Consider the following 14853-nt stretch of genomic DNA (forward strand, 5'->3'; position numbering starts at 1 on the left):
CGGTCTCAGCCGGCGAGCTCCCGGTCGACGTCCGCCGCCTCCAGCTGGTCGGCCGGCGCGGGACGCGCGATGTGGAAGCCCTGCACGTACTCACAGCCGATCGCGCGAGCGAACGCCAGCTCCTCCTCGTTCTCGACGCCCTCGGCGACCACTTCGGCGCCGAACGCGTGCGCGGCCTTCACCATGAGCTCGAGGAGGCTGCGAGCCGCGGCCGAGCTGGTGTCGACGAAGCGGCGGTCGATCTTCAGCACGTCCACGGGCAGCCGCGAGAGCTGGGCGCTGGACTGGTAGCCGGTGCCGAAGTCGTCCAGGCTGACGATCACGCCGGTCTTGCGCAGCGCCTCGAGGTTGGTCGCGGCGACGCTGCCGTCCATCAGGGCGGTCTCGGTCACCTCGATCACCAGCTGGCCGGGGTCGACGGTGCTGACCCGCAGCGCGCCGGCGACGTCGCTCTGGATCCGGTGCTGGCTGACGTGCCGGCCGGACACGTTCACGGCGACCTTGAGCTCGCGGTCGCCGCGCATCCGGTTCCACCGGGAGAGCTGGGCGACGGCCTCGCGCAGCACCCAGGTGTCGAGCTGGCAGATCAGGTCCGACGACTCCGCCACCGGCAGGAACTCGTCGGGGGGCAGCAGCCCGAAGCCCGGGCGGTCCCAGCGCACGAGCGCCTCGAAGCAGTCCACCCTCCCGGTCTCGGTGTCGACGATCGGCTGGAAGTGCAGCACCAGCTCGTTGTCCGCGATCGCGCCGACGAGCGCGCGCTCGAGCTCGTTGCGCTCCTTGAGCGCGGCGCGTGCGGTCCAGCTGAACAGCTCGGCGCAGCCGCGGCCGGCGGCCTTGGCGCGGTAGACCGCGAGGTCCGCCTCGTGCAGCAGCGTCTCGACGTCGGTCTCGCCCCCGCGGCCGAGCGCGATGCCGACACTGGCACCGACCTGGACGGTCAGGTCCTCGCTGACCTGGATCGGCTGCGAGATCGCGGCGATCAGGCGGTGGGCCAGCGTGACGACGGAGGCCTCGTCCAGGACGTCCTCGACGCCGACCACGAACTCGTCGCCGCCGAGGCGGGCGACGAAGTCGACCTCCCGGACCTGCTGGCTCATCCGGCGGGCGACGTGGCGCAGCACCTCGTCGCCGGTCCGGTGCCCGTTGTTGTCGTTGACGCCCTTGAAGCCGTCGAGGTCGATGAACAGCAGGCCGACCGTCGAGCGGCGGCGCCGCGCCCGGCCCAGCGCGCCGGCGAGGAGCCGCATCGACTGGGTCCGGTTGGCGAGCCCGGTCAGCGGGTCGTGCGTCGCCTGGACGGCGAGCTCGTCCTGCAGCTTCTCCAGCGCCTCGTGGGCGTAGGCGATCTGCTCGATCGCCAGGCTCATCCTGACCACGACCAGCAGGAACATCACCACGGACCCGATGATCACCGCCCACACGTCGACCGGGACACCGGTGACCTCGTGCATGGCCAGCAGGGACGGCGCGATCAGCGTGGCCAGCACGACCGCGAGCAGCCGCACGCCGCGGAAGTGCACGTCGGGTTTGCTGACGCTGTCCGAGAGCGTGGTCATCGACGGGTGGAGAGCAGCGGCCCCCCACGCGACGTACGAGAACAACCAGAGGTACTCCACGACCGAGACCGTGTTGGTGGCGAACAGGTCGAACGCCACGGACAGCGTGTCCGCGGTGATCAGCAGGACGAGGGCCCCCAGCAGCATCCGGAACGCCGGCGAGCGGCCCCCGGGCGTGCTCAGCAGCCGTACCAGGGCTCCCACCAGCAGGATGTCCATCGCCGGGTACGCCGCGGCGACCGCGGCTGCACCCGGGGAGTGGTGCAGCGACGCGATCGTCGGGCGGGCCAGGAGGACCCAGGAGAGCAGGCACAGGCCCGCGGTCACGGTGGCGCTGTCGAGCAGCGGCCCGAGGTCGCGGCGGCTGTGTGCCCGGTCCTTGACCAGCATCCCGAGGCCGACGGCCAGCAGCGGGTAGCCGGCCAGGTAGAAGCCGTCGGAGAAGGTCGGGAAGGCATCGACGTGCATGACGTCCTGCTGCCAGTTGAACGTGGTGTCGGCGATGACCCACGACGCCTGTCCGCAGGCCATGAAGATCCACGCCTTGCCCGACCGCGGCGCGTAGCGCCGCACCCCGACCAGGATCGCCGCGACCACCGCCAGGCTCAGGATCGAGTAGACCGCGTCCTGGACGAGCCGGGGCGTCGGCAGCAGCTCCGAGGCGAGGACGGTGAGCCCGCCCACCACCAGGAACGCGTAGGACAGGCGCGCGGTGGGCACCGGCTTGGTGGCCCGGCGCCGCTCCATGACCCGCTCAGCCATGGCTCATCACCGCCGCCGCCGCTGCCGCCGGCCGGACCTTCGCCGCGGCCGCCCGGTTCTGCCGCACCGTGAGGCTGGGCGCAGGCGCTGTGGACGCTGCCGCTGGCACACCCCTGGGGAGGTCCGACGCGGCGCCGGTGGGGGTGTGGAACAGCCAGAGCGACAGCGTCCGCATCGCCGCCCAGTCCCCGGGCAGGACCCGGAGGGACACGAGTCGGTCGTCCGGGTCGAACCCGTCCTCGACCGCAGCGCGGACGAGGGCGAGCTGCAGCCGGCCGGCGCCGGGAAGCCCGAGCTCGACCAGGCCCGGACCGGGCCCCTCGTGCGCGGGCATCCGGACGCTCACGCCTCCGACGGAGGCGTCGACCAGGTCGGTCAGGTAGCCGTCGACGGTGACCTTGGCGGTCACCGCGAACCGGTGGGAGTTCCGACGCGACGAGGCGAACTCAGCGGCACGGATCCGGCGTACGCCGAACCCGACCGTGGTGGCCGCGACGACCAGCCAGGCGCCGGACGCCACGGTGGCGCCGGGCGTGGCGCGCCAGGGAACCAGGCCCGCCAGGCCCGCGGCCGAGTAGCCCAGGATCAGCACGAGGGCGCCGAGCAGCACCAGCAGCACGCGGGGGACCCGACCGACGACCCGCGCGTCCGCGCCGCTCTTCGGGGTGACCTGGAACTCCAGCGTCCGCCGGGTCACCAGCCACCACAGGCAGGAGAGGCCGACCGGGATCCTCAGGATCCGGAGGGCGAGCGCGTTCGTCCAGCTCAGCTGGTGGCGGTAGAGCCGCTTCGCCCCCCAGAGGCGCAGGACGAAGGTGCCGGCGAACACCGCGGTGAACGACAGCGGCCCGGCCGTGGAGGTCTGGGCACCGCTCAGCAGCAGGGCGACCGGGACCATCAGCACGAGCACGGTCGCCGCACCCTCGAGCCACCACAGCGTCCCGGTCAGGTACTCGTAGTAGTTGCGCCACGAGAGCCAGCGCTTCGCGCCCCAGAGCCGCTCCTGGAGCAGGACCTGCATGGCGCCCAGGCCCCAGCGTCGCCGCTGGAGCAGGTACTGGTCGGCGGTCGCCGGCGCCAGGCCGACGGCAAGCGTCTGGTGGTGGTACACCGAGCGCCAGCCGGCGCGGAGGAGTGCGAGCGTCGTGTGCATGTCCTCGACGATGGTGTCGGTCGAGACGCCACCGATCTCGCGCAGGGCCCGGGTGCGCACCAGGGCGGTGGACCCGCACCAGAACGGACCGGCGCCCGGGTGGTTGCGCGCGGCCATGAGCACGTTGAAGAACAGGCCCTGCTCGCCGTTGACGCCGTCGTCGTCGAAGGCGCCGCCGTTGTAGAAGCTCTGCGGCCCCTGCACGAGCGCGATCTCCGGGTCGTCGAACCAGCCGAGCGTCGCGGTCAGGAAGGACGGCAGCGGCACGTGGTCGCAGTCGAGCACGGCCACGACGTCGATCTCCTCCGCGGTGCCCTCCGCGGCCTCGCGGGCCATCAGGTCGAGCGCGTGGTTGAGGTTGCCGGCCTTGGCGTGGTCGTGGACCGGGCGGGAGACGTAGCGGGCGCCGTACGCGCGACAGATCTCCGCGACCCAGGGCCGGTCACCGTCGTCGAGCACCCAGGTCTCGTGAGCAGGCTGGAGCGCGCAGGACGCGGCGATCGTCGGGGCGATCACCTCGGCGGGCTCGTCGTACGTCGGGATCAGCACCGCGACGGTCATCCCGCGCGGCGCCTCGGTCACCGGTGCCGGCGCGGCGGAGTCGATGTTCCAGAGGGTCACGATCCGGAACGCCATCCCGACCAGCGGGACGGCCTCGAAGCCGATCAGGACCCAGGCGGCCACCCGGTTCGGCCCGGCGGCCGGCAACGTGTAGGCGATGCGCCAGGTCAGGTAGCCCACCAGCGCGCTGAGCGCGACGAAGCCACCGAGGTGGGCGAGGTCGCGCGAACGGACGGACTCGGCGCTGGGCGCGCCGAGCAGGTCGGCCCACCCCGCGGTCGTGGTGTGGCGACGGGACCTCGCGTGCAGGTCGGCGGCGTCGTGTTCATGTGCCCGGTTGATGCTGGTGCGGGTCAGGGCCGTGACGGCCACCGCGTTGCTGCTCATCTTGGACTCTCCCCTGGTCCGGCGATGTCTCCAGCATGGGGGAGGTATGACCCGTTTCAGCCCGTTTGAGCCCTTTTCGGGACCTTGGTCCTGCCAAACTCGCCTGAACGGTGCGGACGACCACCGGAACGGGTCACTCCGGTACTTCCACGGCGTCGCCCGCGAGGATCTGCTCGCGGAGGATGTCCGCGTGCCCGGCGTGCCGGGCGATCTCCTCGATCATGTGCAGGTAGAGCCAGCGCAGCGTCAGCGGGCCCCTCCGGTTGTGCACCGCCAGGTCGTCGAGCGCGTACGCCGCAGCGATCTCCCGCGCCTCGGCGCACACGCGCCGGTACTCGGCCACGACCGCGGCGACGGTGTCGTCCTCGTGGACGGTCCAGCTCGGGTCGTTCTCGAGCGGCAGGCCCAGCTCCTCCCGGGTGCGCCCGGCGAGACCGACGTGGAACCACACCTGCTCGGCCCAGGTCACGTGCTTGAGCAGCCCCAGCGGCGTGGTGAGCGAGGGCACCAGCCGCCGGCGGGCCTGCTCGTCGGTCAGCCCCTCGACCGCCTCGACGAGCTCGTCCCGGTTGGTGTCGAGGAACTGCTCGATCTGCGTGCGCTCGTCGGCGATGAGGACGGGTTCCATGGGCGCAGCGTACGATCCGACCACTTGCACGCGTTTTCGGGGGACGGTGTCTCGGGAGGGACCCTTGTCTGCACTGATCGCCCAGCTGCTGGTGACCGCCCTGGCGCTCGCGGTCGCCGCGACCGCCTCGCTGTTCGTGGGCCGCGCGGCCCGCCCGAGGTTGCGCAACGGCTACCGCGCGCTGCTCGGGGCCGGTCTCGCGGCGGGCACGGCTCTCGCCGGCGGCGCGCTCGGCGGTGCCGGCCCGTGGCGCAGCCTGGTCGTCGCGACGGTCCTCGCCCTCGCGGTGGCCGGCTTCGGCCCGAGCGCCCGGCCGTGGGTGCTGCGCGGCCTGCTCGCGTGGTCTCTGACCGTGGTCGCCGCGGCGGCGTACCTGGCCTCCGTGGCGCTGTGGATCGCCGAGTCGGGCCTCGGCCCGGCGGCGCTGGTGGGCGGCGCCCTGCTCTGGGTGCTCCAGCTGTTCCTCTGCCTGGTCGCCCTGGCCCAGCTGTGGGAGACGGTCGAGGCGCTCGCGCGCTGGGACTGGCAGCGCCGCGGGGAGACCGACCGCGAGGTCGCGGCCGCGAGCGGACGCCGGAGCGGTCCCTTCGTCAGCCTGCACCTCCCGACGCACCACGAGCCGCCGGAGCTGGTGATCGAGACGCTGCGCCACCTGCTGGAGCTGGAGTACGACGACCTCGAGGTGCTGGTCGTCGACCACGGCACCGACGATCCCGAGCTGTGGCGCCCGGTCGAGCGGTTCTGCCGCGCCGACGAGCGGCTCGGGTTCTTCCACCTGGACGACCGGCCGGGCCACCGGTCCCGAGCGCTCAACGTCGCGCTGGAGAAGGTCGACCCGCGCACCCAGCTCGTCGGCGTCCTCGAGGCCGGCCTCGAGGTCGAGCCCGACTTCCTGTCCCGCTGCGTCCCGCTGTTCGCCGACGAGGACCTCGCCTTCGTGCAGACGTCCCGGGACCACCGCTCCTGGAACCTCGACCCCTACTTCCGGGGGCTGGACCGCTTCCACGCCGCCTCGTGCGACGTCCCGCAGCGGTCCCGCAACGAGCGCGACAGCGCGATGTTCACCGGCGCGATGGGCCTGGTCAGCCGGGACGCCCTCGTCGAGGCCGGTGGCTGGGACGAGCTCTGCGCCACCGAGGCGCCGGAGCTGGGCCTGAGGCTGCTCCAGGCCGGGTGGTCCGGCCTGCACGTCGACCGCTCGTTCGGCCGCTGGACCATGCCACCGACCTTCGAGGCGCTCAAGCGGCAGCGGTACCGGTGGTGCCTCGGCGGCGTGCAGGTGCTGCGCCGGCACTGGCGCTCGCTCCTGCCGGGGTCCCGCACGGAGACGAACCGGCTCACGCCCGCCCAGCGGTGGACCCACCTGGCCGGCGGACTCCGATGGTTCGGCGACCTCGCCGCCCTTCTCCTCACCGTGCTCCTGCTGGTCGGTGCGCTCGACGCGCTCGCGGGGGACGGCCGGTTCGTGCGGAGGTTCGGCGCGCCACTGCTGCTCGGCGTGTTCTGCGTGTTCCTGACCTGGGCGCGCTCGGTCGCGCTGCTCCGCCGGACCACGGGGACTGGCCGGCGCGGTGCGCTCGGTGCGTTCGGGCTGTCGCTCGCGCTCGGCTGGGTGGGGGCGTCGGCCTCCGTGCGGGCAGCGCTGGCGCGGGAGCCCCTCTCCCTCCCGACGCCCGAGCCGAACCGTGCGGCGACCTGGCGCGCTTCATTGCGGGGCAACCTCGTCGAGACCGGGCTCGCCGCTCTCTGCCTCGCGGGTGGCCTCGCCGGTCTGGCTGCGGCGGCGACCGGCAGCCCGACCGGGCTGGGCGTCGGCCTGCTCCTCCTCGCGCAGGGCGTCGCGTACGCCGCAGCGCCACTGAGCTCGCTGGCCGCCGCCCGCGCCGAGCTGACGCCCGAGCTGCGTCGTCTCCGGGAGATGTCACCTGTCCGCACCCGGCTGGCACCGGGCGGCCGGCGTCGCCGCGTCGGACCGGTGCTGGTCGCCGGTGCGGCGACCGTGGCGGTGCTGCTCGTCGGGGCCCGGGCGGGTGCACCACCGCTCGGCGGCCCGCCCGGGACGCGGCACGACAGCGCCGGAACGTCGGCGCACGTGAGTGCGCCCGCGCTCGGCCCCACGCCCTCGGTGGGTTCGCCGCTGTCGCCGCTCTCGCCGCTGCTCACGTCCCGGACGACCCGGACCTCTCCGCCGGCCACGTCGGTTCCCGTGCCCGGCACGACCGCCCTCGCGCGACCGACGCCGACCCGCACGCCGACGACCCCGGTGGCCCTGACGTCGCAGCCGACGCCGACCCTGTCGCCCACCCGGGCGCACGGCCGCCCGACGACGCTCCCGACCAAGCCCCCGCGGACGAAGAAGCCGCACTGACCCCGGCTGCCCCGGGGCGCCGTACCCCGGCGAGCGGAGCCTCCTAGGATTGCCCGCATGCCGGAAATTTCCCGTGACGAGGTCGCGCACCTGGCGACGCTCGCCCGGATCGAGCTCTCCGATGCCGAGCTCGACCACCTTGCCCCGCAGCTCTCGGTGATCCTCGAGAGCATCGCGTCGATCGCCGAGGTGGCGGCCGCCGACATCCCGCCGACGTCGCACGCCGTGCCGCTGACCAACGTGTTCCGCGCCGACGAGCCGCGACCGGGTCTGACCGCCGAGCAGGCGCTCTCCGGAGCCCCGGAGGCCGAGCAGCAGCGCTTCGCGGTCCCGCGGATCCTGGGGGACGAGCAGTGAGCGCCGCGGACCTGCTGCGCCGCAGCGCGGCCGAGCTCGCCGACGCGCTCGCGTCGGGGGAGACCACGAGCGTCGAGCTGACCCGCGCGAGCCTCGACCGGATCGCCGACGTCGACGGCGCGGTGCACGCGTTCCTGCACGTCGACGCCGAGGGCGCCCTCGCGCAGGCGGCCGCCTCGGACGCACGGCGCGCTGCGGGTGCTCCGGCCTCCGCCCTCGACGGCGTCCCGATCGCGGTCAAGGACGTGCTGGCGACCGAGGGCCTGCCGACCACCTGCGGCTCGAGGATCCTCGAGGGCTGGGTGCCGCCGTACGACGCCACCGTGGTCGCCCGCCTGCGGGCGGCCGGGCTGCCGATCCTCGGCAAGACCAACATGGACGAGTTCGCGATGGGGTCCTCGACCGAGCACTCGGCGTACGGCCCGACGCACAACCCGTGGGACCTCGACCGGATCCCGGGCGGCTCGGGCGGCGGCTCCGCCGCCGCGGTGGCCTCGTTCGAGGCGCCCCTGGCGCTCGGCACCGACACCGGCGGCTCGATCCGCCAGCCCGGGGCGGTCACCGGCACGGTCGGCGTGAAGCCGACGTACGGCGGTGTCTCGCGCTACGGCCTGGTCGCGATGGCCAACTCCCTCGACCAGGTCGGCCCGGTGACCCGCACCGTGCTCGACAGCGCGCTGCTGCACGAGGTGATCGGCGGGCACGACCCGCTGGACTCCACCAGCATCGACCAGCCGCTGCCCGACCTGGTCGCGGCGGCCCGGCTCGGCGCGTCCGGCGACATGAGCGGCGTCCGGATCGGCGTGATCCGCGAGCTCGGGGGCGAGGGCTACCAGGCGGGCGTGCAGCAGCGCTTCGACGAAGCGGTCCGGCTGCTCGTCGCCGCCGGCGCCGAGGTGGTCGAGGTCTCCTGCCCCAGCTTCGTGCACGCGCTCGCGGCGTACTACCTGATCATGCCCAGCGAGGCGTCCTCGAACCTCGCCCGCTTCGACGCGATGCGCTACGGCCTGCGCGTGATCCCCGAGGGCGTGGAGAACCCCAGCGCCGAGGAGGTCATGCGCGCGACCCGCGACGCCGGCTTCGGCGACGAGGTCAAGCGCCGGATCATCCTCGGCACCTACGCGCTGTCCAGCGGCTACTACGACGCCTACTACGGCCAGGCGCAGAAGGTGCGCACCCTGATCAGCCGTGACTTCGAGGCCGCGTTCGCGCAGGCCGACGTGCTGGTCTCGCCGACGGCGCCGACCACGGCGTTCCGGATCGGGGAGAAGCTCGACGACCCGGTGGCGATGTACCTCAACGACATCGCCACGATCCCGGCCAACCTGGCCGGCGTACCGGGCCTCTCGCTGCCTGCCGGCCTCGCACCCGAGGACGGCCTCCCCGTCGGCTTCCAGGTGCTGGCCCCGGCGCTGGCCGACGAGCGGCTGTACCGCGTGGGCGCCGCGCTGGAGTCCCTGCTGGAGAAGGAGTGGGGCGGCCCGCTGCTCGACCGGGCGCCCGCCCTGGAAGGAGCCCGTCGATGAGCACCCAGACCGCCGACACGCTGCTGTCGTTCGAGGAGGCGCTCGAGCGGTTCGATCCGGCGATGGGCCTCGAGGTCCACGTCGAGCTCAACACGGTCACCAAGATGTTCTGCGGCTGCAGCACCGAGTTCGGCGCCGAGCCGAACACGCAGACCTGCCCGACCTGCCTCGGCCTGCCCGGGTCGCTGCCGGTGGTGAACGGCAAGGCGGTCGAGTCGGCGATCCGGATCGGGCTGGCGCTGAACTGCGAGATCGCCGAGTGGTGCCGGTTCGCGCGGAAGAACTACTTCTACCCGGACATGCCGAAGAACTTCCAGACCAGCCAGTACGACGAGCCGATCGCGTTCGACGGCTGGACCGAGGTCACCCTGCTCGACGGGGAGGGCGCCGGTGAGACCTTCAGGGTCGAGATCGAGCGCGCCCACATGGAGGAGGACACCGGAAAGTCGCTGCACGTGGGCACCTCGGGCCGCATCCACGGCGCGGACTACTCCCTGGTCGACTACAACCGGGCCGGCATCCCCCTGATCGAGATCGTGACGCGGCCGATCACAGGCGCCCGTGAGAAGGCGCCCGCGGTCGCCCGGGCGTACGTCGCGCACCTGCGCGACCTGCTCCTCGGCCTCGGCGTCTCCGACGTCCGCATGGAGCAGGGCTCGCTGCGCTGTGACGTGAACCTGTCGCTGGCCCCGCGGGTTTCGGCAGGCTCAACCACCGACGTTCCGCTCGGCACCCGGACAGAGACCAAGAACGTCAACTCGCTGCGCTCGGTCGAGCGGGCCGCCCGCTACGAGATCTCCCGGCAGGCCGCGATCCTCGTCGAGGGCGGATCGGTGCTGCAGGAGACCCGCCACTGGCACGAGGACACCGGCATCACCACGTCGGGCCGCGAGAAGTCCGACGCGGAGGACTACCGGTACTTCCCCGAGCCCGACCTCGTCCCGGTGGCCCCCAGCCGCGCCTGGGTCGAGGAGCTGCGGGCCACGCTCCCCGAACCGCCCCGGGAGCATCGCGCACGGCTGCAGGCGCTCTGGGGCTTCGCCGACCTGGAGATGCGTGACGTGGTCGCGGCCGGGGCGATCCCGGTCATCGAGGCCACGGTGGCGGCCGGCACGACCCCGCAGGCGGCCAGGAAGTGGTGGCTCTCCGACCTCGCCCGTCGCGCCAACGAGCAGGGCGTCGACCTGTCCGACCTGCCGATCACACCCGAGCAGGTCGCCCGCGTGCAGGCGCTGGTCGACGAGGGCGCGCTCAACGACAAGCTCGCCCGTCAGGTCATCGACGGGGTGGTCGCCGGGGAGGGTGACCCCGACGCCGTCGTGGCGGCCCGGGGCCTCGCGATCGTCTCCGACGAGGGGGCGCTCGGTGACGCCGTCGACCGCGCGATCGAGGCGAACCCCGACGTCGCCGCGAAGATCCGGGACGGCAAGGTCGCCGCGGCCGGCGCGCTGATCGGCGTGGTGATGAAGGACATGCGCGGCCAGGCCGACGCCGGCCGGGTGCGCGAGCTGATCATCGAGAAGCTGAGCTGACTCAGGGACGCACGAGCAGGATGCGGTCGTCCCCGGCTGCGGGGTCGCCGCGGCCGTCGCGGTTCGAGGTGGTGACCCACAGGTTGCCGTCGGGCGCGACGACGACCGTGCGCATCCGGCCGTACCTGCCGACGAAGAAGTCCGCCGGGCGCGAGGCGCGCCGTCCGTCGACGTCGACCCGCCAGAGCCGCTCCCCGCGCAGGGCGCCCAGCCACAGGTGCCCGTCGAGGTAGGCCAGCCCCGAGGGCGAGGCGTCGTCGGTGGGCCACACGACCTGCGGGTTGCGGAAGCGTGACGACGAGCCGCGGCCCTCGACCTCCGGCCACCCGTAGTTGGTCCCCTTCTCGATCAGGTTGAGCTCGTCCCACGTGTCCTGGCCGAACTCCGACGCCCACAGCCGCCCGGCGTCGTCGAAGGCGAGCCCTTGCACGTTGCGGTGGCCCAGGGTCCACACCGGTGAGTGCGGGTCCGGGTTGCCCGGCGCCGGCGCGCCGTCCTGGGTGATCCGCAGGATCTTGCCGCCGAGCGAGCCCTCCTGCTGGGCGAGCCCGGGGACGCCCGTCTCGCCGGTGGACACGTAGAGGAAGCCGTCGGGCCCGAACACCAACCGGCCGCCGTCGTGGATCGTCCCGTGGGGGATGCCGGTGAGGATCGCGGTCGGCCGGCCGAGACGCGTGCCGTCGTACGTCATCCGCAGCACGCGGTTGTCGCGGTCCGTCGAGGCGTAGACGAAGACCCGGTGGTCCCCGGCGTACGACGGCGAGACGGCGAGGCCGAGCAGCCCCGACTCGCCCTGGGGGCGGGTCTGGTCGATCCGCCCCACCTCGCTGGTCCGGCCGCCGGCGACCCGCAGGACACGGCCGCTGTCCCGCTCGGTGACCAGGGCGGAGCCGTCGGGCAGGAACCCGATGCCCCACGGGACCTCGAGCCCGTTCGCCACCGTGCCGATCACCCGCGGAGGTCCCGACGGCGACGCCGACGGCGGCCCGGGCGAGGCGGAGTCGGACCCGGTGGCCGGAGCCGTCGGCGCGCCGGTCGTCGGGCTCGGCGACGCCGTCTCCGGAGCCGGGCCGGACGAGTGGGTGTCGAACGCGCCGGAGCCGCCTCCGCAGCTGGCGAGCAGGCCGCACAGGGCGCCCGAGAGGCAGACGGTCACCGGGACGGTGCGGAGGCGCAGCACCTCGCCCAGACTAGCCAGCGGGGGAGGTCTCGACGCGGCTCAGACCTGGTCGAGCAGGTCCAGCAGGAGCTCGTGCACCTCGTCGGGGCGCTCCATCGCCACGAAGTGGCTGGCGTTGAGACGCTCGTACCGCGCGCCGGGGATGCGCTCCGCGGCGGTGCGCATGTCCTCGGCCGAGGCGAGCACGTCCCAGCGGCCGGCGACGAAGGTCGTGGGCACGCGGATGCCGCGCAAGGAGACGCGGACGTGCCGCGAGGTGGTCACCGCGAGGTGCATGTACCAGTCGATCGGGGTGGTCAGGAACTCCTTGATCGCGCGGCGGGCCAGCTCGGTGTCGGGGACGGGGAGCATGAAGCCGCTGTGGGTCAGCACGGCCGCGGTGAGCGGGCCGACCGGCAGCCTGCGCGTGACCAGGGTGGCCGGCTTGCCGAGCACGCCCATGACCCGGGCGAGGTTCACCGTGATCGCGGCGCGCGCGAACCGCGGGATGCGGAGGGGAGCCAGCATCGAGGCGAACGTGCCACCGGGCACACCGGCGACGGCGAAGAGGCCGGTGACCCGGTGCGGGTGCAGGTAGGCCAGCTCGAACGCGGTGTTGACGCCCATGGACCAGCCCATCACCGGACAGGCGTCGAGGCCCGCGGCGTCCATGACGGCGAGCGCGTCCTCCACGAAGTGCTCGATGCCGACGTGGTGCCGGTTCGCGGGGCGACCGGAGCCGCCGGTGCCGCGGTGGTGCCACGAGATCACCCGCACGCCGCAGTCGGGGTCGAGCAGTGCCGGCCACGAGTAGGGGCTCGTGCCGAGGCCGTTGCAGAGCAGCACCGTGGGCCCGTCCACGTCGTTGGTCCAGGCGCGCAGCTCGGTGCCGTCGCGGGCGATCACCGTGAAGTGACGCAGGGCCAGACCGGGCTCCGGCTCGGCCGGATCCGGGACGACGTGCAGCGCGACGGGGGCCGCGGACTCGGCAGACATGCCCAAAGTGTGCCCCAGCCCTCCTGCGTGAGGAGGGATTTGGTGGCTGAGATCACCCGAGAGTGGCCTCACCACGGCGGGACTGGGTCACACGTGGGTCAGCCGACTCCGGCGATGCTGCTGGCCGGCTGCGCGGCAGCCGCGCGGCGGGCCATGAAGTCGGCGATGAAGGCCTCCACGTCGAGGCGCTCGAGGCGTCGGGCGGCCAGGTCGGTGCAGGCGGCCATCGCATTGCGACGGGCCTGCTCCTGGCTGCGGGTTGACCACTGCGTCACGAGGACCCACGGCTGAGTAGCGACCAGGCTCATCCGTCTCCTCCTCCCACTGAGTTCGGTTCCGTGTCCCCGAATCTAGGAGGCCCGGACGTCACCGCGGTCACACTCGTGTGACGAGTGCGTGAACGTCACCTCACGACGGGGCCGGGGGACGGGGCCCGGGAAGGCGGAAAAGTCTTGAGGGCGGGATCGGCCAGGAGCATGCTCGGCAGATGGCAGACACGATCCTGATGGTCGGCACCCGCAAGGGACTCTGGGTCGGCCGCTCCGACGCCCGGCGTACGGACTGGTCCTGGAGCGGCCCGCACTTCGACATGACCGAGGTCTACTCCTGCATGGTCGACACGCGGGGCGGCCGTCCACGGCTGTTCGCCGGAGCCTCCTCGCCGTGGACCGGGCCGCAGATCCAGGTCTCCGACGACCTCGGCGAGACCTGGCAGCCGACCAGCGGCGCGCACTTCCCCTCCGACCTCGACACGTCGGTGGAGCGGGTCTGGCAGCTGGTCCCCGCCGGCGATAGCACCGTGTACGCCGGCACCGAGCCCGGAGCGGTCTTCCGCTCCGACGACGGCGGTGAGACCTTCGCGCTGGAGCGCGCGCTGTGGGACCACCCGCACCGGCCGCAGTGGGGCGCCGGCTTCGGCGGGCAGGCGTTCCACACGATCCTCCCGCACCCGGACGACCCGTCGTCGGTGACGGTGGCGATCTCGACCGGCGGCTGCTACCAGACCTCCGACGGCGGCGCGTCCTGGGAGCCGCGCAACCACGGGATCCGGGCCGACTTCCTCCCCGAGGACCAGCGCTACCCGGAGTTCGGCCAGTGCGTGCACAAGGTGACTCGCCACCCCGCCCGGCCCGACCGGCTCTTCCTGCAGAACCACGGTGGCGTCTACCGCTCCGACGACCACGGCGACACCTGGGAGTCCATCGCCGACGGGCTGCCCGTCGACTTCGGCTTCCCCGTGGTGGCCCACCCGCACGACCCTGACACCGTGTACGTCTTCCCGCTCAACGGCGGCGACCGGCGCTACCCGCCCGACGCTCGCGCCCGGGTGTGGCGCTCGCAGGACGCCGGCGCGTCCTGGGAGGCGCTGGACGAGGGCCTGCCGGACCAGTTCTACGTCGGAGTGATGCGCGACGCGATGTGCGCGGACACCCACGAGTCGGCCGGGGTGTACTTCGGGGCCCGCAACGGCACGGTGTGGGGCTCCTCGGACAGCGGCGAGAGCTGGCGCCAGGTCGTGGCGAACCTGCCGGACGTGATGTGCGTCCGCGCGGCGGCGATCTGACCCCCCGGCTTCCGCGTCGGCCAGCATGGTCAATTGGGATGTTTTGTCCAATTATGTATGGCTTTTTGGCGGTGGATCGCCGATGATGAGGTCCAGGCCGGGCCGTGGGGTCCGGTGATCTCGACCGGAAGGACCTCATGCGCACGCTCGGGCTGCTCGCCGTCTCCACCGCTCTGGTCGCCGCGCCGGTGCTCGGCATCGCATCGTCGGCCGACGCCGCGATCCTCCGCCACACGGGCCATTCCGCGATCCTCCGCGACGCGGGCCACTCCGCGATCCTGGGTCACTCCGCGATCCTGGG

General features: G+C 73.2%; 12 protein-coding genes. 6 read left to right on the forward strand and 6 right to left on the reverse strand.

Annotated features, from left to right (window positions below; genetic code table 11):
* Positions 1 to 5: 5 nt before the first annotated feature.
* From EFL26_RS05930 to EFL26_RS05940, 3 genes are all read right to left on the reverse strand, one after another.
* Positions 6 to 2321, reverse strand: coding sequence for a putative bifunctional diguanylate cyclase/phosphodiesterase (locus tag EFL26_RS05930; protein WP_123221977.1), 2316 nt, complete (start codon positions 2319 to 2321; stop codon positions 6 to 8).
* Complete coding sequence (locus EFL26_RS05935) at positions 2314 to 4422, reverse strand: glycosyltransferase family 2 protein (protein ID WP_123221978.1); 2109 nt, start codon at positions 4420 to 4422, stop codon at positions 2314 to 2316. The genes EFL26_RS05930 and EFL26_RS05935 overlap by 8 nt, the downstream gene beginning before the upstream one ends.
* 133 nt (positions 4423 to 4555) lie before the next feature.
* Positions 4556 to 5050 (reverse strand): DinB family protein, encoded by a 495-nt coding sequence (locus tag EFL26_RS05940; protein WP_123221979.1) that lies wholly within the window; start codon positions 5048 to 5050, stop codon positions 4556 to 4558.
* 64 nt (positions 5051 to 5114) lie between these two features.
* Between EFL26_RS05940 and EFL26_RS05945 the strand changes: the two genes are divergently transcribed.
* From EFL26_RS05945 to gatB, 4 genes are read left to right on the forward strand one after another with little or no spacing between them, the layout of a single operon-like run.
* Positions 5115 to 7418, forward strand: a complete 2304-nt coding sequence (locus tag EFL26_RS05945) for a glycosyltransferase family 2 protein (RefSeq protein ID WP_183408052.1) — start codon at positions 5115 to 5117, stop codon at positions 7416 to 7418.
* A gap of 57 nt (positions 7419 to 7475) precedes the next feature.
* A complete protein-coding gene (gene gatC / locus EFL26_RS05950) occupies positions 7476 to 7775 on the forward strand; it encodes an Asp-tRNA(Asn)/Glu-tRNA(Gln) amidotransferase subunit GatC (protein WP_123221981.1) in 300 nt (99 codons plus the stop codon).
* Complete coding sequence (gene gatA, locus EFL26_RS05955; protein WP_123221982.1) at positions 7772 to 9301, forward strand: Asp-tRNA(Asn)/Glu-tRNA(Gln) amidotransferase subunit GatA; 1530 nt, start codon at positions 7772 to 7774, stop codon at positions 9299 to 9301. The genes gatC and gatA overlap by 4 nt, the downstream gene beginning before the upstream one ends.
* Positions 9298 to 10833, forward strand: a complete 1536-nt coding sequence (gatB, locus tag EFL26_RS05960) for an Asp-tRNA(Asn)/Glu-tRNA(Gln) amidotransferase subunit GatB (protein ID WP_123221983.1) — start codon at positions 9298 to 9300, stop codon at positions 10831 to 10833. The genes gatA and gatB overlap by 4 nt, the downstream gene beginning before the upstream one ends.
* Position 10834: 1 nt before the next feature.
* Here the strand turns inward: gatB and EFL26_RS05965 are convergent, their stop codons facing one another.
* The 3 genes from EFL26_RS05965 to EFL26_RS05975 all read right to left on the reverse strand — a co-directional run bounded on the left by EFL26_RS05965 (position 10835) and on the right by EFL26_RS05975 (position 13296).
* The gene (locus EFL26_RS05965) at positions 10835 to 12013 is read right to left on the reverse strand and encodes a PQQ-dependent sugar dehydrogenase (RefSeq protein ID WP_246000045.1); all 1179 of its coding nucleotides are present in this window, start codon (positions 12011 to 12013) and stop codon (positions 10835 to 10837) included.
* A 39-nt stretch (positions 12014 to 12052) separates the two neighbouring features.
* Positions 12053 to 12988 (reverse strand): alpha/beta fold hydrolase, encoded by a 936-nt coding sequence (locus EFL26_RS05970; protein WP_123221984.1) that lies wholly within the window; start codon positions 12986 to 12988, stop codon positions 12053 to 12055.
* Positions 12989 to 13086: 98 nt separating this feature from the next.
* Entirely contained in the window at positions 13087 to 13296 is a 210-nt protein-coding gene (locus EFL26_RS05975) for a hypothetical protein (RefSeq protein ID WP_123221985.1), read from the reverse strand.
* A gap of 179 nt (positions 13297 to 13475) precedes the next feature.
* Between EFL26_RS05975 and EFL26_RS05980 the strand changes: the two genes are divergently transcribed.
* Both EFL26_RS05980 and EFL26_RS24085 read left to right on the forward strand, forming a co-directional pair.
* On the forward strand, positions 13476 to 14552 hold the full coding sequence (locus tag EFL26_RS05980) for a WD40/YVTN/BNR-like repeat-containing protein (protein ID WP_123221986.1): 1077 nt from the start codon (positions 13476 to 13478) through the stop codon (positions 14550 to 14552).
* A 104-nt stretch (positions 14553 to 14656) separates the two neighbouring features.
* On the forward strand, positions 14657 to 14853 hold a 197-nt coding region (locus tag EFL26_RS24085), incomplete at its 3' end, for a hypothetical protein (RefSeq protein ID WP_183408053.1).

Source organism: Nocardioides pocheonensis (genome assembly GCF_003725535.1).
GTDB lineage: Bacteria > Actinomycetota > Actinomycetes > Propionibacteriales > Nocardioidaceae > Marmoricola > Marmoricola pocheonensis.